Here is a 24,981-nt window from a genome sequence, read left to right as displayed (position 1 = left end):
AAATTCCCGCGCAAGCGCGGGAATGAATTCCGCAAGCGGAATTCTGAAAGAGTGTCAATCCGCGCAAGCGCGAATTGACGGGTAATCACGCAAGCGTGATTACCCGAGCTGACAGCAGGACCGGGTGCATCACGCTCGAGCCTGTGTAAGGCTTGGGATTCCCAGCCACCACCCTTGCAACGAAGGTGACAGATCGTCGGCCTGACGGGATGCCGGCCTCGCCGCAGTGACGGGCTCCGCTGCGCTCCACCCGAACCCCTCCCCCACCCTCAAACTGCCCCGACGAGTTCACCAATACCCTCCAAGCATACAGGACAATCGGCCGTTGATGGGCGAGATTGAGACATGCATTCACCTTGGGGAGCGAAGTTGGCAAGCAAGCGATGCATCACGAGGTGTCGCTGTGTAGAGTTTGGGGACCAGGCACCTCACCTCCAGCACCGCTCACTTCGCACCGGGATTCCCTTCCTGATTGCGCGCCACATTCCGCTAAAAGGAGAAGTCGGGGCATGGCCGTAAAACTACGTGACCACCAGATCGAAGCCGTTGCCGCCATTGTGCGCGGCTTCGATATCCCGCCGGGCGGTGTTCCCTGGACCGGTCTTCGCGGGCAGGTGCACGCCGCGTGTGGCACGGGAAAGACGATTATTGCCGCAGCGTCGGCAAAGCGGATCGTCCCCAAGGGGCGCATTCTCGTGCTGGTGCCGACGCTGGATCTGCTGGCGCAGACGGTGAAGGCGTGGCACGACGCCGGGCACAAGGGGCCGGCGGTTGCCGTGTGTTCGCTCCAGGACGACCCGGAGCTGTGGAGCATGAAGGTGCGCTCCACCACGAACCCCGTTCAGTTGGCGCTGTGGCACGGCGCCGGGCCTGTGACCATCTATGCCACCTACGCGTCGCTGGGGGTGCTCACGGAGGCGTTCGAGGGCGTCTACGGGCAGCAGTTGGCCCCGATGGACCTCGCGGTGGTCGATGAGGCGCACCGGACGTCGGGCTCGATGGGTAAGGCGTGGGCGGATATTCATGATCAGACGAAGATCCCGGCGCACCGCCGGCTGTACCTGACGGCGACGCCGCGGATCTGGGAGGAGCGCCTGAACCGCGAGGTCGCCGAAGGGGTACGTGACCCGCTGCCGCGTGAGATGGCGGCCTCCATGGACGACGAGAAGGTCTTCGGGCCGGTCCTCTACAAGCTCAGCCTGGCGTCGGCCGTGTCGCGCGGCCTGCTTGCGCGGTATCAGATCATCGTTCTGGAGCTTCAGGACCCGGTCGTCACGCCCGAGCGGCTGATGGGTGAGGAGCGGCACACCGAGGAGGTCCGCGGGCAGCGGCTCGGGGCGCTGCAGGCGGCGTTGCTTCACACGATGGCGCAGCACAACCTCCAGACGTGCATCACCTTCCACCACCGGACCATAGAGGCGCAGGCTTACGCGGAGGGCCTTGAGCGGGTGGCTAAGCGGTTGCACGTGGATCAGCCGGAGGCGTACCCGTCGGAGGTCTGGGCGGACTGGCTGTGCGGCGAGCACGTCCCCGAGCGCCGGCGGGGAGTCCTGGGCGGCTTCGGGTCCACCGCGCTGCGGGCCGTCCTGTCGAACTGTCGTGTCCTGGGCGAGGGCGTCGACATCCGCGCCGTGGACAGCGTCGCCCTCCTGGACCCCAAGGGCGCTCCGCACGACATCGTCCAAGCCATCGGCCGGGCCCTGCGGCAAAAGCCCGGACAAGGCAAAGTCGCCTCTCTGATCGTGCCGGTGTTCCTCCAGCCCGGAGAAAAGCCGGAAGACATGTTCACCTCCGGGTCGTACCGGCCTTTGGTGAAGGTACTGGAAGGCCTGCGCGCTCACGATGAAGAAGCAATCGAGTTGCTGGCCATTCCACAGGAGCCGCAGAAGGACGTCGCGCAGCCGTCCGAGTACATCGGTCCACCGCCCGAGGAAGGCGAGGACGAATCCCGTCTGCTGCTCCGTTTTGCCGCTCCGCGTGACCCCGTGATGGTCGCTGACTGGGTGTCCTTCAACGTGATCGACACGGAGAAGCAGGACTGGGCGCGCGGCTGGGCGTCCCTCAAAAAGTTCACCGACCGTGAGCTTCACGCCAGGGTTCCGTACGGACACAAAGAGGGCGCCTACCCCCTTGGGCAGTGGGTCGCGGAACAGCGACGGGCATACGGGGCGGGGCAGATGACCGGCCAGCGCGCCCAGCGGCTCGAGAAACTGGGCATGGTCTGGTCTCCGGCCGACGAACGCTTCCAGGAGAACCTGGCGGCGGCCCGCGCGTACTACGAGGAGCACTGGACACTCTGCGCGCCCCGCACCGCATCGGCGCTGGACAAGCCGGTGGGGCAGTGGCTGTCCAACCTGCGCCGCCCCGGAGCGCTCGCCGACAGGCCGGAGTGGGAGGCCGCGCTGCGGGAGATCGACGCGGACTGGAACCCACCATGGCCAGCCGCCTGGCAACGGCACTACGCCGTGGTCCGGGAGATGCTCGCTGAGGAGACGATCCTGGCGTACGTCGAGCCGGGCGTCACCGTGCACGGGATGGACATCGGGAAGTGGCTGGCCAAGCAGCGCAAGCCCGAAGTCTGGGCGGCGCTATCGGACGGACAGCGTGAACGCCTGGAGGCCGTCGGCGTCGTCCCCCACGTTCCGGAGCCGGCGGCGCCCGCGAAGCCGTTCACGGCACCCGTTAGCGCCTTCGAGCGGGGTGTTGCGGCCTTGGCGCAGTACAAGGCCCGCGAGGGCTCTGTGAAGGTCCCCAGGGCTCACGTAGAGGCGTTGCCGGACGGGACGGAGGTCAAGCTCGGAGTATTCCTGTCCAACAGCAAGACCAGGCGCGCCAAACTCACCGCCCACAAACTCCAGGTACTGGCCGCCCTCGGACTCGACTGGGCAGCATAGGCGAGGGCACGAGGGGCGGGGCAGCAACCGGTGGCCCGCCCCTCGTGGGCTCAGCGGAGGGTGCTGTTGATGTCGGTGAAGAGCTGCTCGAAGCGGCTCAAGGTGATCTCGGAGAGTTCCGGCAGAAGGGTGTCCCGGTTCCGGAGGAGGGCGTCCGAGGGGCGGCCGTGCTCCTTGAACTGGGTCCTGGTGGCCCGGGCGATGCGGGCGATGATCCGATCGCTTCCGTTGAGGTCGCTGACCTGGAGGGTGCTTCCGAAGGCGGCGTTGTAGAGCCTGAGGTAGTCCTCCGGGGCAAACAGATCCTCGATGTCGCTCTCCCCGATGCCGCTGTAGGTGTCGACGATCAGGAGTCGCGCGGGAGCCAGCAGGCCCTTGCCCGTGAGGTTCTTGATCTTAGTGACGCCTGCGGGGCTGCCATCGATGAGGACGGTTGCGTCGAGGTTCTTGCCGATGAGGGCGACGAAGGCGGGGATGTTCGTGGCGCCGCCAGCAGGCAGGATGCGCCAGCGCTCGTCGAGATGGGTTCGGTCGGCGTCTTTCAACAGGTCGCTGATGAGGGTGAGGTAGGTGAAGTCGCTGGTGCCTTCGACCAGGAGGTTGTCGGGGCCGACAAAGAGGTTCTGGGCGATGTCGTAGCCGAGGGCGGCCTGCAGCGGAAAGAGGGAGTCATCGGTGACGCCAAGGACCTCGTCGGTGACGAGGGAGCCGAACTCGACTCCGCGGTCCTCAACGATCCGCACACGGTCGAGACGAGCCGTTTCGACCATAAAGGGAGAGTGGGTTGTGTAGATGACCTGCGCGGTCGGCGCGAGGCGTTCGTTGATGAAGCGCAGGAAGTCCGCCTGGGCGCGGCCGTGGAGGCTGAGTCCAGGCTCGTCAAGGAGGACGACGACCCCGTGGGAGTAGTCCTCGAAGGCGGAGAAGGCCGCGAGGAAGCTGAAGAACCACTGGAAACCGCTGGAGCGGGCGGAGAAGTTGTTGGTGAACTCGTGGCGGGTGTCGCGCACGCGGATGTCGAGATGGCTGGCGACCGCCTGCTGACCGTTCGGGGCCTGGACGGTGGTCTTGTCCAGGTCGATCACGACAGAGAGGTCGGGATTCTGGTTCCAGTAGGTAAAGACCTGACGCGTGAGATCGTTACTCACTGCTTCGAGTTCGGCCTTGCGGTCCTCGAAGTCCTCCGCTGACAGAGCGGTCGCCGTCGTGCCTGCGAGGGCGAGCAATGCCTTGGCCGTCTGGATCTCGGAGGCGCCGGGCTCCTCTTCTTGGCCTCCGAGATCGCTGAGCGCTATCCGGCCGGGCAAAGTTTCGTAGGAGCTGAAGTAGAAGAACTTCGGCTCGCGCGCACGCACAATGCGTGCCGCTCGCTGCCAGGCACTGTCGACGTCGCCCAGGCGCTGGCGTGCGGCCTGGACGAACAGGTTGATGTCGTCCCTGGTGTATCCCGTGTCCGCCGCGAGCTCCAGGTCGGCGGCGTATTCCGGACCAATGGCGGCTTCGAGGGCTTCAGCAAGGCTCTTTGCTCCGAGAGCGCTTCGGAGAGCCTCGGGGGTCTCCTCGTCCTCGTACAGGTTCTCCAGCGCAGCGGCCTCGTCGACGACCAGATCGACCTCGTCCGTCCCGTTGTACAAGACAGATCGGGTGTACGCGGTGGCGGTGAGCACACCGGGTCCAAGTTCGGCAGCGACGGCCTCCAGGTCAGAGTCGTCGAGCTTGAAGGTGCAGGTGATCGGCTGAGCGTCGGCGATCGCGCCCGAACGCGTGTCAGGGACCTTCCGCCAGCGCGGGTAGTCCCTGTTGATGTTGAAGGATTCCCCGTACACGGGGTTGAAGCGGTAGATCGACGAGAGCAGCGATGTCTTCCCGCTCTCGTTCTTCCCGACCAGTGCCGTGACATCGGGCGCGATGGCGACGTCGCCGCTGTCAACGATGTTACGAAAGAGGCGACTTCGCACCTGAGTGAGCAGCATCCGACCAGTCTGCTACTGCTTGCCGCGCCAGATCGAGCGCATTGAGAATCCTCCATGTATCTGCGGGGACGACCTGCCCAAAACGCGTCTCGGCTACTTGCTGCACCGCAGGTCGCCTCGCCCGTATTTCGGATCAGTCATCTCAGCAGTCGGCGACGGCACAGACGAGTGACCGAGGCGGTCGCCGTACTGGAGGCGAGCTCAGTGGTCGGTGGTGCCGGCGGCGGCGCGGGGTCGGTTGCGGGCCCACTGCTTGAGGTCGCCGACGCGGTAGAGGAGTTCGGCGCCGCGCTTGTCGACTGAGCCGGGGAAGGCCGGGTCGTTGGCGCGGGCGTAGCGCAGGGCAGCGAGGGTGACGTCCGGCAGGTGGTGTTCGTGGGCCTCGCGCAGCCCCACCGCCTGGTCGTCGTCGGCCGGGGCCGGGTTCGCCGGCGACGTCGCCGTGGTGGCGCTGACCGCGCCGTCGCCCGCCGGGTCGGCTGCCGGGGGCGTGATGCGGTGGGCGCCGGTGAGGAAGTCAGTAGGCAGCTTCTGCACCTGTACCGGGCCGGGCTGCGCCGGGACGGCTGCGCGCTTCGGGCTGGTGACGGCCGCGCCGGGGCTGGCCCACTCCCGGGCTTCGGCGTCGGTGAAGAACAGCACCTGGGTCTCGCGGGCAGTGCCGCCCATGACGACCTGGGCGCGCCCCGGGTGCTTCGTGGACTTCGGTGCCGGCTGGATCTCCGGGGCGAGCATGCGCCAGGCGTTCATGCTGTAGCGGGCCATGATGCGGGTCGCGAACTGCTCGCGGATTTCCGGGCCCCCGAGGGCGCGGGCCGTCGCGGACTGGGCGACCAAGAGCACGTGCATGCGGACCTGGCGGCCCATGTAGAGGATCTCGTTGAGCGCGTCGACGGCCGGGGAGACCTTCGGGTCACCGGACTCGCGGGTCTTTTCCCAGTAGCGGGCCAACTGCTTCATCGTGGCGTTGACCTCTTCGAGGAGGATCAGCAGCCGCGGGCCAATCGCGTTCGGGTCGGTGTCGATGCCGAGTTCGTCGGCGACGTGCACCCGGCGCCGGCCTTCCATGCCGAGTTCGACCAGGGCGTCGTGGATGTCGGCGGTGTCGCGGCAGTAGGTGACGCCGGGAAGGCCGTTCGCCCACGGGTGGGAGATCCGCTTGGTGTCGAGGACGAACACCCGCGAGCCGTGGTGGAGCATCTGGCAGGCGATGCAGCGCAGGGTCACCGACTTGCCGCCGCCGGTGGAGGCGTTGACCAGGATGTGCGGGGATTCGGCGTCCAGGTCGACGGAGACAACCCGGCCCGCGGAACCGATCCCGATGACCGGTGCGGACTCCGGGGCCTTGGCCACCATTTCCCGCATCTTGAGTTCTTTGAAGAGGGCCTTGGCCGGGGGCTTGCGGGTCTTCTTCATCAGCAGATGGGTGTCGCGCCCGGCGACGTTCCAGGAGAACGTCACGCCCTCCAGGGCGAGCTTCTGGGTGATGAGGTCGGCGATCTGGTCGCGTGAGAACTTCAGGGTCCTGGGCAGGTCGACGCGTATCTCCGCGTCGTCGTCGGAGAAGTTCTTCGGGATGTGGAGGTAGCGGCGCGGGTCGGTCTGCTCCGCGTAGCCCAGCGGTCCGACGATCGCTTCGTGCAGCGGGACGACCCACTCGCGCATCAGCTCCCGGCGCTCGCGGGTCAGCACCATGTACGCCACGCTGCCGACGGTGAGGACGGAGGCCGTACCGATCCCGCCGGGCTCCAGCGTCGCGAGGACCTGGTCCCGGTTCTCCCAGAGGTCCTGGGCGGTCTGCACGGTGACGTCCAGGTCCCGGGTGGCCAGGTAGCCGCTCTCCGCGACACCGGCCCCCAGCGCGACGCGGAAGGAAAGGCGCCGCCACCCTGCCTTGTAGGAGCGGCGGGGCACACGACCCTCCACCTTCGGCAAGACGCGGGTGCCCGGCCGCCAGAAGGTGGCGTCGGTCCGCTTCACGCCGTCCAGGTCCCGGCCGCCCAGGACCCGGCCGATCCCGAACGCGAGGGATTCGGCGGTCTCTTCCACCTGCTTGTCGAACTTCGTCTGTGTCATCGGCCGTGCCCTTTCGATCTGCGTCCCGGCACCTCACACCCGGAAGTGGACACGAACCGTAAAGCCGTTGACCTGTGGATAGAGCGCGGCGAGATGCGGGCCCTGAGCTGCGAACTGTGGACAACTCCGTGGCCCAAAAATCCCTACGCCATCCATCTGTGCGGCGCGGTCGGTACAACGGAAGGTGCAGGGCCGATCTACGGGAAGAGGGACCGATGACGGACCACGAACAGCAGCGCAGGCGGGGGCAGTTCCTCCAGCGAGGCAAGGACGCGCAGGAGCTCTGGGACCGCGAGATCGCCTCCCCTGACGGGCCGCTGCCGGGGGCGGTGCTCGATGTACTGGAGCATGACGACGGCTGGGTCGGGCACGTGCAGCTCGTGCCCGGCCGACCGGCGAGCGACATCGACAAGGCCGCGACCGTCATCGAGGAGACGTGGGACCTGCTGCCCGGGTCGGTGGTGGTCGACTCCGGCGGTAGCGGCGCGGAGCTCTGGGTCTACAGGCGGCCCTCCACCGCCCGGCACCACCGGCTCCGGCCGATGAGCGTCGGCTCCCGTCGTGGGCAGCGGGACGCAGGCGGCCTGTTCGACGGTGAGGCGAGCCATCTGCAGGACTGGGCGAACCGGTACGCGCACTCGTGGAAAGCAATGCGCGGCGGCGGCCCCGTCGATATGGAACGCTTCCTGCGCCGCCTGGCTCGCCTGGAGGCCGGGCTGACCGACTGCACCTACTACGCCGAACCTGGAGTGCTGGCCGGGATCGTGGAGAAGGCCGGCCTGCCGTACGAGAGCCTGTCCGAGGACGTCGCCTACGCGATCGGCATGGAGCCCCGACGCGTTGGAGGGCAGGGCTGATGACCGTCACGGACGTGTGGGTGGAACTGCACAGCGATGCCCTGGGCGTGCGCATGGTGCGGGCCGACACCATCGAGCAGGTGTGGTGGGACGTGAAGCAGCCCGAGTTCCTGACCATCGCTCTCCACGGCGGGCAGGAAGCACGCCAGGACGTACGGGCCGGGTTCCCGACCGACGACATCGAGGAGGACGAAGCCGCAGACCTCTGCACGACGCTGGTGGAGCGCATCGCCGAAGCCGCCGACAACGGTGGTCCCCGCATGGTGTGGATGGCCCGTGACGAGGACTCCACGGGCGTCTTCTGGAGGCGTGGTCCCCTGATCGACCGCAGCGCTCGCTGACGACCGGGCACGCGCTCCGGGCCCGGTCCTCGGGTGAGAGGGCCGGGTGCGCGCAGTTCTTCCGGGCGCGGGTCGTACAGCGCGCGGCCGCCGGGCCACCGCCCGAGCTCGGGCGACCCCGCCGTCGATCTCCTCCGGGCACTAATGGTGACGTCCAGGAGCAGCCCGTCCAGCGGCCCGCCGATGAGCGTGGCGTAGGTCTGGTCTGCTCATCGCCGTTCATCCGTCAAGCGTTCCAGTCGCCACCGACAACGCGGGCTTGCCCAGGGCCTCCCTGGGCTTGCCTCCTGGCCGGTCACCACAGCTTGCCGGGGTCAGGTGCGGAAGCGGGAGAGCCAGCCGCCGGCCTTGTGCGCTGCCTGCTCGGCTTCCTGCTCCTGGCGCAGGTGCTCCTGCTCCTGCCGGTCGCGTTCGTCGGCTTCGGCCTGCTGCTCGATTGCGACGGCCCGGCTCTGGCAGTCCTCGCACAGGTGCGGGTGCGACTCGGGGTTTTGCCAGTTCCGGAAGTCGGTTGCCTCCAACCGGTCGTCGGTGAACTTCCGCCCGCAGTCCACGCACACCGGCCGCTGTGCCTCCCGCTCCGCGGCTTCCCGCTCCGCGCGGCGCTGTTGCTCTTCCTGGGCGGCTTGGCGGCTGCGGGCGAGTGCGGCGTCCCGGCGGGGGTTGCCGATCGCGTCCAGCAGCGGCTGTCGCTCCTTGCGGCCGAAGCGCCAGAACGCGGGCCCGGCCGGTCCGTGCTCGCGCAGCAGCTCCAGCGTGGTCGCCACGATGGGGATGCAGCCGTCGTAGGAGTGGAAGCCGCTCCCGCTATGCCACCGGCCCTGCCAGTGGTGGCGGGTGAGGTCGGCGACCCTCTCCATCTGGCTCTTCGCGGAGCGCTTGCCGACCTGGTGGAAGACGAGCAGGACCGGCGGGTGCACACGCTCGTATCCCTCCCAGGCGGGTGCGGACCAGCGGGTGCGCCACATCGGTTTCTCGACGCCGTCGGTGTCCTTCTCCTTCCGCTGGAAGAACCGGGCGTACTTGTCGAACTTCGCGGCGATGAGGACGGCTTCCTCGGTGCAGTTGTCGACCTCGATGAGCAGCAGCGGCACATCGTCGTCCGGGGCGGTCACGACGACGTCGGCGCGGGCGCTGCCGATCGCGGGGTTCTTCCAGGTGCCCTTCACCGGGAGCGCGACCTCGGTGGCGTAGGAGGTGATGGCGCCGATCCCCTTGGGTGCGTCGACGGCGGCGTTCGCGGCGGCGACCGCTGCGGCCGGCTCCCCCGCGACCAGGTCGAGGTCGGGCTTCGGGCGGATCAGCGCGATGACCGTCTCGTTCACCGTCATGGGGTGCGAGGCCCCGGAGCGGCCGGCGCTCTTGGGCATGCCGCCCATCTCCTCCGGCTCGCGGTCCAGGTCGATCGCGGCGGCGGCCAGCCCGTCCTTGGTGAGCAGCCGGACCTCTTCACCGCCCCGGGTCCGGCCGCCGTCGACGGCCAGGCCATGGCGCCGCAGGTCGTTCGCCGCACCACGGTGGGAGGCGGTGCGTGCTTCCTTCCGCAGGGCCGCCGTCTTCTTCAGGGTGTGCCGGTAGGTCAGGTGCGGCGAGGCCAGCCGCTGTATCTGGTCGGCGGTCGCGACCTTGAGCACCCCGAGCACGCACAGCACGTCGCCGCGCAGCCCGTTCGACGATCCCGCCTCGTTCGCCTTGCGCTTGCCCGCCATCACTCCCGCCCTCCCATCGATCGCGTCCGGCCACCGGCCGGGCGCCGGCCCCCGGCCGTGGAGGGATCCGGCCCCCCGAACCCGATGATCTCCTCCACCACCGACAACCAACTCAAGTGCAAGGGGAGAGAAGAGGGTTGTGACAATCCGGTACGGCCCCCGGAAAGCGGTGGTGAACAGGGGAAATGCAGGGTGCGCGGACGTCGGGCACGGAAGTGGCTTCGGCAGGGGGACCGGAAGCGCCGGCGGCAGGAGCTCACCAGGGCTTGCCCAGCGCTGCGCGCAGTACGCGGGCGACACGGACCGGGCGGCGGGGGTCGGTGCGGGCGCGGGTGCGGGCACGGGCTCCTCGTTCCTCCCGGCCAGGCCGGGACGGGGCGGCTATTCGTCCGTCCCGCGCGCACCTGACGCGCGCGGGACGGGCGCCACCCTGCGCGATCACCCCTTGACCGCGGTCTGCTCATCCCGGCCCGCGGTGTCCTTTCGCCCCTTGACCACCCCTTGACCGCAGGGTTCGTCCGTGGCCGATGCCACACCGCCCAGGGCCTGTTCAGCGACGGCGATGGCCGCGCACCATGCGCACCACGCGCACCGCACCACAGTCGGCGACGCACCGGTGCGCATCAGGCGCGCACCGGTGCGATGAGTTGTGCACGATGCAGCGCACCCCCACCGAGCGGTGCGCCTCAGATGTCGCTCACTCTGCCGTCTGTGCGCACGCTGTCGTGCCATCCCATCCGGTGGTGCGCACTCCCCCGCACCCGCACCGCCTGCGCACCATCGCCGCAACGTGAGCGCATGTGAGTTGGGCGCGGTTCGCAGCTATCGGACGCGCGTCACGGTCACCACCGCATGACGGGTTGTACCTGCCAGCACCTCAACCACCAGACCATGCGACGTCGTCACGTACGACTCGCCGCCAGAGGTGCGGGCCCTGCGGCCCGGCCCGGCCTTCGCGACGTGGCGTGCCACTTCCGCCGCGATGGGCGCCGTCAACGCCTGCGACAGGACCCTGCTCCCATCCGGCAGCCGCACCGCTACCCGGTGCGGCCGGGCCGCCGGCCCCACGTACCCGACCACGTCCGCGTCGACCGTGTCCGAGTGCCTCACCTTCTGCCTTCTCTGCACTAAGTCAAGGCGAGTTGATCGTGTGAGGGCAGGGTTAGGCAGGCAATCACGAGCATGTCAGAGCCCACGGCTAGCATCCGCCCGTGAACCCTGAGCTGCTGTCGACCATTGCTGTCCACCTCCCGCCTGGACGGTTGATCACGTCCGATGAAGGTGACGGAGGCGTCCAGGCCCTATGGCTGAGTGACGGCGCCGTATCTGCAGAGTTGTGGAAGCGGATCCGCGACGAGCATCCCCGCTCAGGGGTGTGGCCCCTGCTTCTCGACTCGCGCGACCCCGAGGACAGCGACTTCCGGCCCTGGGGCGTCGGCGAACTCTTCCCCGAGCAGATGTCATCACCCGGCGACCATGACCCGGCCGATCTGCTCGCGAAGTGGTGGGCGGCGTATACCGCGATCGACGAGGACGACGACATGCTGTCGCCCGATAAGCGGCTGGCCGTCACGGCCCCCTTTGGTCAGACCTGGCCGGGCCTGGCACCCGGCCGTGAAGCCACGGCGGATCCCGGCCGGCTGGCTGCTGAGTACGCAGAACACTTCGTCCTGAGGCGGCCGCAGTCACGTCTGGGCCTGGTCGCCGCGCCTTCCGGCGCCGAGGCCCTTGCCCTCGTCGGCTGGGACGGACCCGCCAACTGGGACAACGACACCGCCACGTTCTCCGCCGTGGTGAGCGACTGGGAACGACGCTTCGGTGCATGCGTGGTCGCAGTTGGTTCTGACACGCTCCACCTGAGCGTCGCAATGCCCCCGACCAGCAGGGACGATGCTCTGCTGGTCGCGGCCGAACACTTCGCCTTTTGTCCCGACAGCATCTGGCAGGGCCCTCGTCCTCAGACCCTGGCGGCATACGCCGAGCGACTCATCGACACGCACTGCTGGGAATTCTGGTGGGACTGACCCTGGCCCGTCCGCGCCGCCCAGGCCGATCATCCCGCCCAGCACTCCGATCGCGGCACCAGCGCCGAAGACGGGTGCCGAGTGCGCCGGGCAGAGAGGAGTGAGGTTGAGGTTTTGGTCAGTGGCCACGGCTGGCATCCTCGCCGGGGCCATCCGCTCTCCGCCAGGGCAGAAAGACACCGGGTATCGGCTCGGGATTCGTCCGGATCTCCGAGTGTCAGAGGCTCAGTCGGGCCGGGGACGGCGGGTCGGGATGCCGAGGGCGACGGGTGTGCGTTGGGCGAGTCGCGCGGCGTCTGCTTGCTTGGTGCGGACGAAGGTCAAGGTCATGTCGATGCCTTCGATCTCGCCGAGCCACTGTTCTTCCTCGGCCCGCTTGCGGCGGAGAATCAGGTCCTTCTCGATCTCCGCGAGCCTGGGCAGCATCTTCGGGTTGACCTGGAGCATCGGGCAGCGGATGCAGGCGTGTTCGTGCTGGCAGGAAGATCCGTAGGGGCGAGCGCAGTTGCCGAGTTCGACCTTGCGCTTGTCGAAGTGCTCCTCGAACTCTGCCCACTCCTGAGGGGTGACGTCGGCGTATTCGCCGTTGGGCCTCTGTGTCCGGCGGTGGTTGAGGAACTGCTGGTAGGAGGCGACGACGTCCTCGGCGAAGACGGCGACGTAGCCCTGGGTCGTCTGGAGATTCAGGTGTCCGAGCAGGGCGGCGCCGATGTGGATGGGCAGGCCGCCGTTGACGATCTCCGTGGCGAAGAGCCGGCGGAAGTCGTGCGGGGTGAACGTCATCCCGGCGAATGCCGAGTTCGTCTCGGCGATCCTCACGCAGGTGCGGCGGAGCATCTTGAGGGCAGTGCCGGCGGCCATGACGCCCCGGATGGTGCCGATCTTGCGCTGAAGCAGGAAAGGCATGGGCTCTGACCAGGTCTTTTCGTGTGGGTCGTAGCGGCTGACCAGCGGAATCGGCTTCCCGTCGGGGGTCTGGCGGCGGACGATCCGCGCGATGACGTGGAAGAGCTCGGCGGACATCGGGATCACGCGTTCGCGGTCGCTCTTGGAGGGTGCGACCACCAGCAGGGCGATGACCTCGCCGTTCGGCCGCTGGTATTGGCGGATACCGAGGTGGGTCAGCTCGGTCAACTCTTCCACCCTGATGCCGCTGTGCCGCAGGAGCTCGACGATCGCCCACTCCCAGAAGGCGATGTCCTCGGCCACGGTCACGTCGGTCGTCCCGCCCGTGGCGTGGTCGACGACCCTGACGGCCGGTTCGTCCAGGAGCCTGGCCCGGCGCCGGTCCGCGAGGGAGTCGGTGCGGTTGTAGCGGAGCCCGCCCAGGGTGAACGCTTCGCCCAGCGGAACCTTGCGGCCGGCTTCGAGCAGGGCGGCGAGGTGCTCGTGCCGTGACTCGACATGCTGGACAAGCGTGGGCAGCAGGGGCTGACGGATCCGCGTGCGGTCGGCCATGTTCCGGTTGTTCTCGCGCTGGCGCTTGCCGAAGCCCTTGAGATCGCGCGGCAGGACCGGGCAGGGAGCAACCCAGTGGGCCCACTTCTCGGGCTCGGCGATGGCCCAGCTGTGGAGGTCGACGTAGAAGGCACGGACGGTCAGCAGGATCGTCTCGAAGTGCTTGCGGACCTTCGTCTTGTCGTTCGTCCAGTGCTGAAGGTCCGTGCGCCACTGGTCGTAGACCTCTGGGCTGAGCACGAGGTCCTTCTGGCCGGGACTGATCTGCTCGATGCTCACCCAGAACAGGTTGGCGAGATTGCGGGCCAGGGCCTGGAGGGTGATGTAGTCGGTGTCCGCCCGACGCCGGGTGAGGTAGTCGATCAGGAGCTGACGGACACCGGCGTTCTTGACAAGGTAGCTGTCGACGAGTTCTTCGACGGTCTTCTGCCCGTTGTAGACGATCATGCGCAGGATCGGCGGGGTGCTCTGCGGGAAGTGACCGGTGCTGTTCAGCACCTCCCAGGCGGCGTAACCGCCGAGTCCGGAGTTACTGCTGCTGCCGCCGTGAATGACCCGCAGCCTCTTGACCTCCATCGCGTAGTGCAGGAGCGCGGACGGTGTGAGGTCGGCCAGGGGGATGCCCTGGGTGGTCAGTGCGCAGACGATGTCGAACTTCGCCCGCAGCCGGTTCGTGGGTTTCCACCCCGGGTGGGAGTCGATCGCGCGGAAGAGCTCATCGAGTTGAGGGTCGCGCTGGAGCTTGCGGAACGGCTCCGGGTAGTCCGGGAACTTGTTCGCTCTGAACCCGGACAGCGACGGCTGGATGACCCTCATGCCGAACGCCATCTTCAGTGCGGAGATCAGGTTGGATCTGTCGTAGCAGACCTCCGGCCTGGCCAGGACGGTCACCGACGGAGCGTTCTCGTCGTTGAAGCCGCTGCCCTCCCAACGCTCCTGCCAAGTATCGCCGGGCAGCGTCGCCAGGTGGCCGAGGAGCCTCCGGATCCCGCGGCTGCGCTTCTCTGCGACCGAGTTCGTCTTCCCTCGCAGGATCTGTGCGGCCAGGCCGCACAGATCCTCGACCGATGCCGTGGTCAGATTGCCGAACGGGGCTGGCGGATGCTTGGGGCGCGGAGCCGGTGCCGGCTCAAGGGTGGCCCCCTGGAACCCGGGCCGCCTCGCCTCGCGGCTGCTGTCGCGGGGCCGTGGCCGCCGGTTGCGGGCCGTGTAGGTCTCGACCGTGGTGCGGTTAACCACCGAATACCGCCTTGAAGTCGTCGGGGTCGTAGCCGGGTGCGATGGTCCGCTCGACGCGCGGCCGGCTGTAGTGCTGCTGAAGGGCGTCGAAGAGGTCCTCGACCCGGGTGTTCAGGTAGTCGCCAGTGGTCGCCAGATCGGTGTGCCGCAGGATCGCGCGGACCTGAGAGAGTGTCAGGTTCGGATCGTTCGCCATCCGGGTTGCGGCGGTATGCCGCAGATCGTGCAGCGTCCAGTTCGTGCGAAGCCTGTCGTTGACCCGCTGGATCACCCGGCGCATCGCCCAGTAGGTCAGCGGCCGGTCCGGGGCCCGGCGGGTGCGAAAGACCGGCTCGCCGGCCTGCGGCAGCCCGATGTGGTCGAGGTAGGCCGCCAGGACCGTCAGGGCCTGCGGGCTGACCGGGACGGGTTCGCGGTCATCTGTGCCCTTGGTGACGACCCGGATCAGCTGCTTGGCCCAGTTGATGTCCCCGGGCGTGACGCCGAGGAGCTCGCTCGCCCGCGATCCGCTGGAGACGTAGAGCAGAACGGCCGCCCGGTCCCGGTCGCAGGTCAGAGCCGCGAAGAACTCGTCCCACATCCCGTCAGGAATCGAGCGGGGATCGGACTTGCGGACCCGCTGTCGGAGCCGGGCCCGCCGGAACTGCGGGACCTCTCCGTCCGGAGCCCGGTGGGCCAGAGCCCGGCGCTGTGCCCGGGACTCCGGTACCGGGTTGAGAAGCGGACCGCGGTTGTAGTGCCGGTGGTAGGCGTAGAAGCCGCTGATCACGGTCAGACAGTGGTTGATCGTGGAAGGTGCGTACCCGGCCTTGAGGTAGGGCTTGCCGGTGCGCGGGTTGACCGAGCCCGGCTGCGGCGCATTGGCGCTTCGGCGGTGACGCTGGGGGTTCGGGGCGACGCGGAGCCAGCCGACGAGGGCGGATGATTCGGCCTCGGTCGCCCGGTCCCAGTCGATGCCCAGGAACCACAGCAGCCGGTGCCAGCGAAGGAGGTCATGGGCATAGCTCTTGGCGGTTGCCGGACGGTTGTCGTCCAGGATCAGGCTGCGGAGGTACGGCACGACGGGGGCAATGACAGTGCCCTTGGCGTCGGCAGCGGCGTACCAGGGAATCGTCTCCAGCTCGATGACCGAACCGACACGGGGTACATCTGCCCGGCCTTCGATCAACTCGTGACGCAGGTCTAACAACAGGAGTTTCCTTTAGACGGCGATCAGCCGCCCCGATCGGAGCGGCTGGTGCAGTTAACACGCCAGATGTGCCCTGCCCGGTACGGGGAAGAAGCCCGCTTGCACACGACTCCCTCGATCCCCTGGTCCCGGAGCGTGTCGTACCAAAGCTGCGCGACCTCGGGATCGTCGGTGGCCGGGACGGCTTGGATCGGGGGCGGTACATCGTGAAGCAGATCAAGCAGCAGGGCGCGGCGTTCGGTGTAGGGATGCCCGCGAACGTCCTGCCCGTCGTGGGCGAGGACATCGAACACGGCGTAGGAGGCAGGGAGGAGCGCAGCGAGCTCCCGCGCTCGGACGGGGCCTGAGTTCGCGCGGGACTGCGCAGCGCTGAAGTCGATGCGGTTCTCGTTGTAGATCACTGCCTCGCCGTCGAGGACCGTGCCAGGGCGCAACGCGCGCATGCCGGCCACGGCCAGATCCATCCACGCTGAAGTGACCGTCCGGCCGGACCGGGCCTGTAGCCGAACGGTCTCGGCGTCACGCCACATGACGGTGCGGTGGCCGTCGAACTTGATCTCGTACCACCAGCCTGGTCCTTTGGGCAGCGTCGGGACGGCCTCGGCAAGCGCGACAGCCACGGGATACTCCACGCCGCCAGCCTGCGGCGACCAGGCCGTGGCCGCCTGCTGGCCTACTCCAGAATGCCGAGCTCGGTGTCGGGACGGCAGTGGGGGCAGGCGTCGACGCCCTCGGTCACGGCCCGCAACGCCTGGTCCCGCTCCACGCCGCGAGATCGTTTGCCTGCCATGTGGCAGCCGCCGACGTGGACGTAGACGGGGTCACGCCCGCCCAGGCCCATCTCGATCAGCCAGTCCGGGGCCGGCGCCTGGGCCTGCGCGCCACGTTGGCGCTCTGTCTCGCGGCGTTCCTCGGCGGCGATCCAGCGGCGAGTGCGGTCCAGGTCTCCGACCTGCACACGCTCGAGGAAGCGCAGCATGTCGAGGCGTGTCGGAGTGCTGGAGTCGTTCATGTGTTCGATACTATGACTGCTCGCCGACCACAGCAGCCAGGGGGCGAGCAGAACGGAGCAGCGATGGACGTCAGCAGCGCGCTGCGGATCTTGAACGTGGACCCCCGCCAGCTCCCGCCTGCTCCGGCCACGACCAGCGGAGCGGAGGCCTTCGCCCGGGTCGGCCGCACCCCTCAGCCGTGCGTCGCCTGCGGCCGGCCCGCGACGGCCACCCGCATCGTCGACGTCCCCCAGGCCGGCTCGCGCTGGATCGACACGTGCACGCCCCACATGATCGCCACTACCAAGACGGACGCGGCGCGCGCGCCCGAGTCTCAGGCGCTGGCCAGCCTTCGCGACGCGGTACGGCAGGCCGGCATCGAGGCCGCGCTCCTCACCGCCCCACTCACCGAGGCGGAGTGCGCCCGTGGTTGACCGCCGCTACCGCCTCACCCTCACGACAACCGCGGGCCGCACCATCATGGATGGCCGGTGGTCGAACCTCGCAACGGCGGAGCGCAAGTTCCGATCGTGGATCGGCAGCTACAGCGCCATTCCGAGCGCCCGCATCGCACTGGCTGAGCAGGCCGCCGACGCCACATGGACCGAGCTGAAGGCCTGGCCGGACAGCGAGGCCTAGCTGCGTCCCGGGCTCGTCAGGCCGCCGCAGCGTCAGGCTCGGGGTGACGCACCGCCCGCTTCAACGCCATCTCCACGTCAAACCGCGACTCCCCCGACTCTTCCTGGACCCGGCCGATGGCCTGCTGCACAGCGAGCGCCGTGGCCACCGTCAGCCGCCCCTCCTGGATCTCCGTCCAGGCAGCGCGTTCCAGTTCGATCAGATCGTCAGGGAGTTCGATAGCCACATCGCAGAATCTTAAGCCGCCGGGGCGCCAGCGGTTCGGCGCCAGCGCCGCAGGGCGAGGATCTCCACCCCGGCGAGCGCGGCGATGACACCGACCTGCACCCTTGCCACGGCCCAGCGGTCGTCGGGGCTGGCCATGGCCACCGCGTTGGTCGCGGCCACGATCGTGCCGCACGCGATGTCGCCGCCCGCGAGCACGACATCGCCCCTGCCACTGTCTCCCGCGCCCACCAACTGCGGCCGTGCCCGTCGTGTTCACTGCGCCCTCGGCAGACTGCCGAGCGCGCGGCGGTCCTCGTGCGGTGCTGCGCGTACGCACCCGGGAGTGGACGACATCGCGCGGTGCACGTCGGATGCAGTGGCCGGCCTTCACGTGCGCGCGCCCGGTGTGGGGCCGTCGCCGGGGTGCCGATGCTGCAGCTCGTGCTCCTCGCGGTGCGGGCCCGGGTCGGCGGCCGAGGCCGGGAGCTCGCGCTCCTCGATGTCGCTGCGCCGCGCGGTGGCCTCTCTGGTGAAGGCGGCCAAGCGGTCGAGGTTCTCCGGTGTGCGCATCCACGTCGCCGGGTCGGTCGTACGGCCCTGCACGTACTCCTCGGGCATCGCGGCTTGCTGATGGGCGTGAGCGGCCGCGGCCCGCTGCACCGGAGTGAGGGCCGTGTCCTGGTCCGCGTGATCGACGGCGTGCGCCGCGGCCGCCGCCTGGTCGTGGTCGTCGACGCGGGCGGCGGGTGTGGTGCGGGCGTCGTGGATCGCGTTCTGCAGGGCCAGGCTCGCGACCCGGGCCCGCTCGTACCTGCTCGACTCCCGGGGCGGGTTTCCTTCAGCACCGGCGATCCACCACCGGTGGGGCCAGGCGAAGTCCGCGGTGTAGGTCAGCTGGTCCAGCGCCGGGATCCGCCGGCCCTCCTGGGGCACGGTGAGCTGGCGGCAGTGGCGGTCGAGGGCGTTGTCGGCGATGTAGTCGTCCAGGCCGGGCGACCCGGCGTGTTCGTGCGGGACGGTCGGAACGGCGCGGCCTCGCAGCGTCTCCAGCAGGTGTCGGCGCGCTTCGGCCAGGACATGGCGGCGAGCGAAGGTGCGGCGCACGGTGAACGTGATCGCGGCGACGTCGACGGCGGCGAGGACGGTGTCCACCATCGGGCTCACCCGTGCCCGGATGGCGGCCCCGGCTGTCCGGCAGCGCTCCAGCAGCCCGTTCACCATCTCGCGGCCGAATGCGAGGATCGCGGAGGCCCGCCACCACGCGCGCAATTGCTCGAGCGGCTTGGGATGCTTCTTGGAGCGGCGGGTGTTCTGCGCAGCCCACCAGCCGAGCCCGTGGCGGCCGCGCTCGCCGGGCAGCCGCCCGTGGTCCTTCACGTAGTCGTCGGTGATGCCCTCCAGTGCGTCCTCGATCTGCTGGCGGCGGGTGGAGGACCAGGCGATCAGTTCCGGGTCGACACCGGCTATCTCCATCACCGGGCGCAGGCCCGGCGTCACCTCCCGGGGCGCCGTCGCCAGTGCCAGGTCCTCGCACACCTCGGTCGTCATCGTGAGGGTGTAGAGCGTCCCGGCGGCCACCACGTGCTGGTAGAGGCGGCGGGTGTCGAGTGCGCCCCACGCCGGCTCGCCGCCGTCGTCCAGGCGCTGCGCTCGGTTCAGGACCAGACAGTGATCGTGAAGCAGCGGGAATCCGTCCCGGTTGTCCAAGTGCCGCCACGTCGCGACGACTAGGGCTGGGGTCTTCGCCCGCCTGCGGCCCGAGGACCACCGAGTCTCGGCGACCTCATCCTCCAGCCAGCGCAGCACGGTGGTGATGGCCCTCTCGTGGGCCCGCTCGATGACTTGCCGGGTGTGGTCGTCCCCCAAGGCCCACAGCACGATCAGGGACGCCTGCGGGCGGAAGGTGAAGTCCAGCGCCAGCAGCGGGGTCTGCTTGCGCGCCTCGATCTCCTCGATCGGCTGCCCGAGCACGGTGGCCAGCCGTGCCGTGGCCGGGTCGACGCCGTCGTCCAGGAGGCCGCGTTCGATGAGGTCGGCGTCCGGGTGCCGGCCCTGCCCGAACACCAACTCCATCTGGCGCTCGGTCACCTCCGCGCCCTCGGTGAGCCCGAGCGCGGCCAGGCCGCGCCCTCTCCATCTCCCGGGCGGGAGCCCGGCCTGCTGCTGGGCGGCCTTCATCGCCGTGCCGACCGGACGGCGACCGTCTCCGAACGCAACTCCACGCACGTAGTACCGCCACGCGTTCCGTCTCTGCACCTTCGCAACACTGAGCATTTCCACAGCGGACACCGGCTCTGACCTGAGAAAAAGCCCGATCCCGCGGGGCGGGAGCGTTCACCAGAACTTCACGGCCGATCCCATACGGCGGGCGCCGGCGGCGTCACCGCGCGCCCGCCTGACGAACACTGTCTTTCGTACTCACGGCCCCTACAGAGGGCCATGCAAATGCTGCGCGGCGGCCCGGCCTATGTTCAGGCTGCTGCGGCCCTAGGCGGTTTGCGGGTTGCCTCGAGGAGCGTCAGCAGGGGCTCCCCCCAGGTGGCCCATCGCTTCAGCCGCTGTTGACCTACAAGGTCGATGTCATGTGAGTACGCGAACTCAGAAGCAGGCTTGGTGAAATCCCCGTTGGTCACGGCAACGACGATGTCGGCGTTGTGCTCTGGGCGGGCCGTCCCGTTGAAGGTCTGCATTTCAGGTGACCCAACCTTGCCGAGGCCGGCCTTGCGGTGCTTGCACTGGAACACGATCCGCAGGCCGTCGGCGGTGACGGCGATTACGTCGGCTCCGAGATCGCGAGCACCGCCGCGGTCTCGTATTACGCGGTGCCCGTCTCGCCTGGCGAGGTCTGCGACTGTCTGCTCAAACGCGGACGGCGTCATGGCGTGGATGTCTTCCAGGCCGATGCTGTCCGGCGAGTCGAGGAATCGCTCCAACGCGTCCTCTGCCAAGGCCAGGCGATGCATCTTCTCTCGGTGTGCAGTCAGCGCGGCCTGTACTGCCTGTTCGGCGTTGCTGGCCTGTGCGTGCAGGACGCCGATGCGCTCCATGACGTTCGGTGAGGAGCCGTCTCCTCTGTTGTATTTGGCCGTGAGGTCGTGGCTTGTCTGCTCGCGCAGCTGGTCCCAGATGGTCTGCGCCTCCTTATGGGCGCCTTCGGCGGTACGGGCTGCCTTACTGAGTGCAGCATGTAGCGCCGCGTGGGAGCGGTGATAGTGCGCGGTGTACCTGGTGTCCGCTGGCGGCGTCAGAACGTCGAGCTGGTCCCGTTCGCTCTTGATCTCGCCTGCGAGGCTCTCTGCTTCGATGGCGAAGTCCAGCGCGATCCGGCCTTCCGTCCAGTGGAGGTACGCGGCGAGCAGGTCGTCGTCCGTCGCGTTGGAGATCTCCCTCCGTATGTCCGCGGGCAGTTGCGAACCCGGGTAGCGGGGAAGCGACACCTGGGTTGCCCAGTTGATGTGCATCAGGCGGCCGCCAGTACATCCCGTAGGGGCATGCCCCACTCGAGCCATTGCTGGAGCGCGAATCGCTGTACAAGCACAACCGAAGGGGTCGTCTTGTCCATGAGCCTGTTGGCCAGCCTGGAGATGAATCGCTGGTTGGTGACCACCATCACCCTGCGAAGGTCCCTCTGTCTTGCCAGTCGCTGCGCGGTGAGGATGGCGCGAACCTGAGTCAGGTCCTCTCGCGCAGGTCTGTTGACGTTGGCGCAGTAGACGAGGCCGGCTTCCCCGTCGTCCGTCACCTCGATGACCCTGGCCTGGCGCCATGACGCCTGGAAGCCGGAGCGTTCCAGGGCCTGCTTGATGGCGTCGTCAAAGGCGTCCTGTTCCATCCCATCGATCTGTTCAAGCGTGATGCCCGGATCAGTACTGTGCCGCCATCGTTCCTCGTGCTGTGCGAGGTGGTGGAGCGCCTCTTGGTCATTCGAGATGAGTGTGTCGAAGCGCTGTCTCGCGGGCTGCAGTCCCTCGTTGAGAACAACGAGGGCAGCACGAGTGTCGGAAACCTCGCTCGACTCGCCCGTCAGTTCTACCCCCAGGCGTGAGCTGAGCCGATCAGTGATGTCCTTACACTCCGCAAGCGCTTCATTGGCTCCCTGGCGTTCTTCCCATAGCTTGTCGGCCAACTCCCGCGCAGCGTGACAGCAGGCAACGGCTACTTGGTCGCTTTGCCTCCAGTGCAATCGGTCGCGCCTCCGTTCAGCCTCGTGGATTTCTCTGTCGAGGGCTTCGTGGAGTTCGCGCCAAGCAGCTGTGATGCGGTCGGCTATGCGCACCTCGCTCACGACGAGAAGCGCGCGCAGCATGTCGTCACGGTCTGCCCTGCCTATGCGTTTGCCGATCGTGCGGCGCAGCCAGGGACTTTCGAAGCGGTGCGGGGCAACACTCGCATTACGGTCAATGATCACCGCGTGAGGTTACACAGTGCCTCTGACATGGGAGAACGCGCTCCGGGTTCCGCCCTGTTCCCGGTCCCGTTGTCCTACGGGCACGCGGTCGCGTTGCCGTGCGAACGGGGCGCAAGTGGTGCGCACTTCTGCTTGGGGACAGTTGGACGACACGTGTTGAGAGTCAGCACGCGAGGCGCTCGACGGTACTAAGGTAGCGCCATGACCGCTCCATACAGCTCGGAAGATCGCGAAAAGGTAGTCGCTAAGCTGCCGCCGGATCTTCGCCGTGAACTCAAGGTGCGCGCCGCAGAGTTGGGCGTCGACATCCAGGACGCCGTGACTGAAGGCGTAACGGCCTGGATGGACTTGAAGTCTCATCCGGACGTCGACACCAGTGGCGGCTCCTCCTTCTCGACGTATCTGCCGACAGGGCTGTACGAGAAGCTGAAGCTGGCCTGCAAGCCTCGCAAGATCTCCTACAACCAAGGGGTAGCCCAGTCGATCCGCTTCTGGCTCGACGCGCACCCCTCTCTGCGCCCTGCTCCCCCGCGCACTACCGGCGCGCGCCGCATCGTGTTCGGGAACCAGAAGGGCGGTGTGGGTAAGACGTCGGTGTCGGCCGGCGTCGCTCAGGCATTGGCGGAGACGGGCAAGCGCACTCTCCTCATCGACTTTGACCCGCAGGGTCACCTGACGCGGCAGCTCGGCTACGAGATGCTCGACATCGAGTCGGCCAGCCTGGCCAAGCACATGTTGGCCGACGCCGAAGGTGACCTTCAGGCTCTGCTCGTCCCGATAAAGGGCGGCGACTTCGAAGACCACCTCTGGCTGCTGCCCGCCTGCAAGGACGCGTTCCTGCTCGACGCGAAACTCGCCACCACCCGCGCCGTCCGGATCAAAGAGACCGCTCTCGAGCGTGTCCTGGCTGACCTGGAGCAGGAGTTCGACTTCATCGTCGTCGACTGTCCCCCGAGCCTGGGCTACACCATGGACACGGCGTTGTACTACGGCCGCACCCGCGAGGGCGAGGAGCCGGGCCAGTCCGGGATCGTCATCCCCGTCCAGGCCGAGGACACCTCCGGCGACGCCTACGACATGCTCGCCGACCAGATGGAAGATCTGTGCGAGGACCTGAAGGTGCAGATCGACACCCTGGGCTTCGTCGTCAACCTCTACGACGCTCGGAACGGGTACATCGCCACGTCCTCCCTCGCCTCCTGGCAGAGCATGGAAGAGCCCGTACTCGGCATCGTCCCGGAGCTCAAGGAACAACGGGAAGCGGTACGGCGCAAAGAGCCGCTGCTGGCCTACGAGCCGGACTGTGAGCAGGCGAACGTCCTGCGCTCCATTGCCAGGAGGGTTCACGGATGAGTGTCGCGGACAAGGTGGGCGAGAGCGCGTCGTTCGGGCGTGCACGCAACCGCAGCGCGCGCGGCCGAGCCAAGGCCCTGACCGAGGGATCGATTCCGGCATACGAACTCACCCGGCTCCCCCTCGATCAGGTTGCTCCCACTCCTCTCAACCCGCGCCGCAACTTCGGTTCCGACGAGGACAAGACGCGCTTCGGTGAGGAACTGCGCGAGGTACAGCTCGCCGCCTGCGTTGCGGTCACCCGTAGCGCCTACCTGAAGCTGTGGCCCGAACATGAGACACAGATCGGGCCGACCGCGCAGCACGTGCTCGTCAACGGCGAGCGCCGGTTCCGCAGCGCCGTCCACGTCGGTCTGGACAAACTCGACTTCGTGGTCCGGGACGACCTGGCCGGCTCCCGCGAAGACTTCGTCGACCACCTCCTGGCGGAGAACCTGGACCGCGAGGACTTCGACGTGATCGAACGAGCGCGAGGTGTGGAACAGCTCGTCAAGGTCTGCGCGGAGGACGGCGGCGAGCGTGGCGCGCGCAGCCGGGCCGCGGAGCGGCTGAGCAAGGACCGGTCCTGGGTCACCAACCAACTGGCCCTGCTGACCCTGCCGGCTGAGATTCAGGTCATGCTCAGCGCGGGCGAGGTCTCGGAGCGAGATGGCCGTGCACTGGCACGGCACTTCAAGGAGGACTCGAGCCGTGGCGCAGCCGAGCTGCTCGCCCATCTCGAGTCCACTAAGCAGTCTGCGGAACAGCAGAAGGAGGAGGAACAGCGCCTGCTGGCCGCCGGTCGTGAGGCGCTGGCACAAGCCGGTTCCGGGGACTTGTTGTCCGCGGACAACAAGTCGCAAGAACCGGGCGGCACGTCCACAGACTCCGGGGCCGCCCCCGCGGAGAGTCCGACATCCGTGGAGGGTTTGTTGTCCGCGGACAACAAACCCTCCACCCCTCCGACTCCCGCATCCCGAGCGGACGCCGATCGTGCAGTTTCGCCCGGTGAGACAGCCGCCGAGCCGGAATCCGAATCGCGTCGCGAGGGCACCAACGAGTCCGTCCCCGTCCCCCGCAGGCAGCAGCCTGACACTGACGGCTCCCGCGAGCAGGTGGTCACAGGCGTCAAGTTCCCGTACGACAACGCCGCCCGGGCTGCCACCTTCCTCGATGACCGTATGGACGACGCACAGTTCCTGAAGCTGGTGGACATCCTCAACGGCATGGCCGAGCGTCGGCGCAGTGCCGCCTCGGCATCCACCAAGTAGCCCCCGCTGCATTTCCTCAGAACGCAAGAAGGCCCGTGCCCTGCGGTCGGCAGGCACGGGCCTTCTTGGTGCTCGTTGGGAAGGTGCCCTGTTCGCACCAATCCACGTGACCCGTCTCAGTCGATCTGGTGTAACCCGAGCAGGTGCCTCAGATGGACTGAGACTGCCTCGGCATCATCGAGACAGACACCACGTCCACGTCGCGATCGCGTTGGAAAGAAGCCGGAGCCGGGGACTTGTTGTCCGCGGACAACAAGTCCATCCACGCACGGGCAGTGATCAGCCACGCCGCTTTGTTGTCCGCGGACAACAAACTCAAAGGGGCGCCGGAAACGCAGGAAGGCCCGTGCCCTGCCGGCGAACAACAGACGG

Annotated in this window: 20 protein-coding genes; 8 read left to right on the top strand and 12 right to left on the bottom strand. The window is 68.1% G+C overall.

Translation table 11 applies throughout. The features are described from left to right. Nucleotides 1–509 precede the first annotated feature (509 nt). Nucleotides 510–2,894, top strand: a complete 2,385-nt coding sequence (locus LGI35_RS45995) for a DEAD/DEAH box helicase (protein ID WP_227300987.1) — start codon at nucleotides 510–512, stop codon at nucleotides 2,892–2,894. Nucleotides 2,895–2,944: 50 nt separating this feature from the next. Here LGI35_RS45995 and LGI35_RS45990 read toward each other — a convergent pair whose 3' ends face one another. Together LGI35_RS45990 and LGI35_RS45985 are read right to left on the bottom strand one after the other, a co-directional pair. Next, the gene (locus LGI35_RS45990; RefSeq protein WP_227300986.1) at nucleotides 2,945–4,867 is read right to left on the bottom strand and encodes an AAA family ATPase; all 1,923 of its coding nucleotides are present in this window, start codon (nucleotides 4,865–4,867) and stop codon (nucleotides 2,945–2,947) included. Between the two features lie 201 nt (nucleotides 4,868–5,068). Further along, nucleotides 5,069–6,943 (bottom strand): helicase HerA domain-containing protein, encoded by a 1,875-nt coding sequence (locus LGI35_RS45985; protein WP_227300985.1) that lies wholly within the window; start codon nucleotides 6,941–6,943, stop codon nucleotides 5,069–5,071. 215 nt (nucleotides 6,944–7,158) lie between these two features. On the opposite strand from LGI35_RS45985, the gene LGI35_RS45980 reads away from it, so the two are divergent. Next, the gene (locus tag LGI35_RS45980) at nucleotides 7,159–7,800 is read left to right on the top strand and encodes a hypothetical protein (protein ID WP_227300984.1); all 642 of its coding nucleotides are present in this window, start codon (nucleotides 7,159–7,161) and stop codon (nucleotides 7,798–7,800) included. Then, nucleotides 7,800–8,141: a hypothetical protein gene (locus LGI35_RS45975; RefSeq protein WP_227300983.1), complete on the top strand. Its 342-nt coding sequence runs from the start codon at nucleotides 7,800–7,802 to the stop codon at nucleotides 8,139–8,141. Before LGI35_RS45980 ends, LGI35_RS45975 begins: the two co-directional genes overlap by 1 nt. A gap of 314 nt (nucleotides 8,142–8,455) precedes the next feature. Here LGI35_RS45975 and LGI35_RS45970 read toward each other — a convergent pair whose 3' ends face one another. Further along, complete coding sequence (locus LGI35_RS45970) at nucleotides 8,456–9,850, bottom strand: replication-relaxation family protein (RefSeq protein ID WP_227300982.1); 1,395 nt, start codon at nucleotides 9,848–9,850, stop codon at nucleotides 8,456–8,458. 1,211 nt (nucleotides 9,851–11,061) lie between these two features. Here LGI35_RS45970 and LGI35_RS45965 point away from each other — a divergent pair. Next, nucleotides 11,062–11,874 (top strand): DUF4253 domain-containing protein, encoded by an 813-nt coding sequence (locus tag LGI35_RS45965; protein WP_227300981.1) that lies wholly within the window; start codon nucleotides 11,062–11,064, stop codon nucleotides 11,872–11,874. Between the two features lie 225 nt (nucleotides 11,875–12,099). On the opposite strand, the gene LGI35_RS45960 is transcribed toward LGI35_RS45965, so the two are convergent. Genes LGI35_RS45960 through LGI35_RS45945 form a run of 4 tightly spaced genes read right to left on the bottom strand, consistent with a single transcriptional unit; the run spans nucleotide 12,100 to nucleotide 16,772 of the window. Then, the gene (locus LGI35_RS45960; protein ID WP_227300980.1) at nucleotides 12,100–14,571 is read right to left on the bottom strand and encodes a tyrosine-type recombinase/integrase; all 2,472 of its coding nucleotides are present in this window, start codon (nucleotides 14,569–14,571) and stop codon (nucleotides 12,100–12,102) included. Beyond that, nucleotides 14,564–15,760, bottom strand: coding sequence for a tyrosine-type recombinase/integrase (locus tag LGI35_RS45955; RefSeq protein WP_227300979.1), 1,197 nt, complete (start codon nucleotides 15,758–15,760; stop codon nucleotides 14,564–14,566). Before LGI35_RS45955 ends, LGI35_RS45960 begins: the two co-directional genes overlap by 8 nt. Before the next feature lie 23 nt (nucleotides 15,761–15,783). Continuing rightward, a complete protein-coding gene (locus LGI35_RS45950) occupies nucleotides 15,784–16,392 on the bottom strand; it encodes an ATP-dependent DNA ligase (protein ID WP_227300978.1) in 609 nt (202 codons plus the stop codon). Nucleotides 16,393–16,433: 41 nt separating this feature from the next. Next, nucleotides 16,434–16,772, bottom strand: coding sequence for a DUF6233 domain-containing protein (locus LGI35_RS45945; protein ID WP_227300977.1), 339 nt, complete (start codon nucleotides 16,770–16,772; stop codon nucleotides 16,434–16,436). 63 nt (nucleotides 16,773–16,835) lie between these two features. Between LGI35_RS45945 and LGI35_RS45940 the strand changes: the two genes are divergently transcribed. Both LGI35_RS45940 and LGI35_RS45935 read left to right on the top strand, forming a co-directional pair. After that, the gene (locus LGI35_RS45940; protein WP_227300976.1) at nucleotides 16,836–17,186 is read left to right on the top strand and encodes a hypothetical protein; all 351 of its coding nucleotides are present in this window, start codon (nucleotides 16,836–16,838) and stop codon (nucleotides 17,184–17,186) included. Continuing rightward, nucleotides 17,179–17,391 (top strand): hypothetical protein, encoded by a 213-nt coding sequence (locus LGI35_RS45935; RefSeq protein WP_227300975.1) that lies wholly within the window; start codon nucleotides 17,179–17,181, stop codon nucleotides 17,389–17,391. Before LGI35_RS45940 ends, LGI35_RS45935 begins: the two co-directional genes overlap by 8 nt. 16 nt (nucleotides 17,392–17,407) lie before the next feature. On the opposite strand, the gene LGI35_RS45930 is transcribed toward LGI35_RS45935, so the two are convergent. The 5 genes from LGI35_RS45930 to LGI35_RS45910 form a co-directional block, all read right to left on the bottom strand. Beyond that, on the bottom strand, nucleotides 17,408–17,617 hold the full coding sequence (locus LGI35_RS45930) for a hypothetical protein (RefSeq protein WP_227300974.1): 210 nt from the start codon (nucleotides 17,615–17,617) through the stop codon (nucleotides 17,408–17,410). Between the two features lie 11 nt (nucleotides 17,618–17,628). Beyond that, nucleotides 17,629–17,847, bottom strand: coding sequence for a hypothetical protein (locus LGI35_RS45925; RefSeq protein ID WP_227300973.1), 219 nt, complete (start codon nucleotides 17,845–17,847; stop codon nucleotides 17,629–17,631). 138 nt (nucleotides 17,848–17,985) lie between these two features. Then, a complete protein-coding gene (gene mobF, locus LGI35_RS45920) occupies nucleotides 17,986–19,872 on the bottom strand; it encodes a MobF family relaxase (RefSeq protein WP_227300972.1) in 1,887 nt (628 codons plus the stop codon). A 197-nt stretch (nucleotides 19,873–20,069) separates the two neighbouring features. Further along, complete coding sequence (locus LGI35_RS45915) at nucleotides 20,070–21,059, bottom strand: restriction endonuclease (protein WP_227300971.1); 990 nt, start codon at nucleotides 21,057–21,059, stop codon at nucleotides 20,070–20,072. Continuing rightward, nucleotides 21,059–22,006: a hypothetical protein gene (locus LGI35_RS45910; RefSeq protein ID WP_227300970.1), complete on the bottom strand. Its 948-nt coding sequence runs from the start codon at nucleotides 22,004–22,006 to the stop codon at nucleotides 21,059–21,061. The genes LGI35_RS45915 and LGI35_RS45910 overlap by 1 nt, the downstream gene beginning before the upstream one ends. A 201-nt stretch (nucleotides 22,007–22,207) precedes the next feature. Between LGI35_RS45910 and LGI35_RS45905 the strand changes: the two genes are divergently transcribed. Next, the gene (locus tag LGI35_RS45905; protein WP_227300969.1) at nucleotides 22,208–23,359 is read left to right on the top strand and encodes a ParA family protein; all 1,152 of its coding nucleotides are present in this window, start codon (nucleotides 22,208–22,210) and stop codon (nucleotides 23,357–23,359) included. Nucleotides 23,360–23,373: 14 nt separating this feature from the next. Continuing rightward, on the top strand, nucleotides 23,374–24,609 hold the full coding sequence (locus LGI35_RS45900) for a ParB/RepB/Spo0J family partition protein (RefSeq protein ID WP_227300968.1): 1,236 nt from the start codon (nucleotides 23,374–23,376) through the stop codon (nucleotides 24,607–24,609). The last annotated feature ends 372 nt before the right edge of the window (nucleotides 24,610–24,981 follow it).

The sequence above is a fragment of the Streptomyces longhuiensis genome, from assembly GCF_020616555.1.
Lineage (GTDB): Bacteria > Actinomycetota > Actinomycetes > Streptomycetales > Streptomycetaceae > Streptomyces > Streptomyces longhuiensis.
This window is presented reverse-complemented; position numbering and strand designations above follow the sequence as displayed.

Bases quoted from the DNA above. Each gene is read 5' to 3' on its own strand.
- LGI35_RS45995 (WP_227300987.1), top strand. From the start codon at position 510: ATGGCCGTAAAACTACGTGACCACCAGATCGAAGCCGTTGCCGCCATT.
- LGI35_RS45990 (WP_227300986.1), bottom strand. From the start codon at position 4,867: ATGCTGCTCACTCAGGTGCGAAGTCGCCTCTTTCGTAACATCGTTGAC.
- LGI35_RS45985 (WP_227300985.1), bottom strand. From the start codon at position 6,943: ATGACACAGACGAAGTTCGACAAGCAGGTGGAAGAGACCGCCGAATCC.
- LGI35_RS45980 (WP_227300984.1), top strand. From the start codon at position 7,159: ATGACGGACCACGAACAGCAGCGCAGGCGGGGGCAGTTCCTCCAGCGA.
- LGI35_RS45975 (WP_227300983.1), top strand. From the start codon at position 7,800: ATGACCGTCACGGACGTGTGGGTGGAACTGCACAGCGATGCCCTGGGC.
- LGI35_RS45970 (WP_227300982.1), bottom strand. From the start codon at position 9,850: ATGGCGGGCAAGCGCAAGGCGAACGAGGCGGGATCGTCGAACGGGCTG.
- LGI35_RS45945 (WP_227300977.1), bottom strand. From the start codon at position 16,772: ATGAACGACTCCAGCACTCCGACACGCCTCGACATGCTGCGCTTCCTC.
- LGI35_RS45940 (WP_227300976.1), top strand. From the start codon at position 16,836: ATGGACGTCAGCAGCGCGCTGCGGATCTTGAACGTGGACCCCCGCCAG.
- mobF (WP_227300972.1), bottom strand. From the start codon at position 19,872: ATGCTCAGTGTTGCGAAGGTGCAGAGACGGAACGCGTGGCGGTACTAC.
- LGI35_RS45915 (WP_227300971.1), bottom strand. From the start codon at position 21,059: ATGCACATCAACTGGGCAACCCAGGTGTCGCTTCCCCGCTACCCGGGT.
- LGI35_RS45905 (WP_227300969.1), top strand. From the start codon at position 22,208: ATGACCGCTCCATACAGCTCGGAAGATCGCGAAAAGGTAGTCGCTAAG.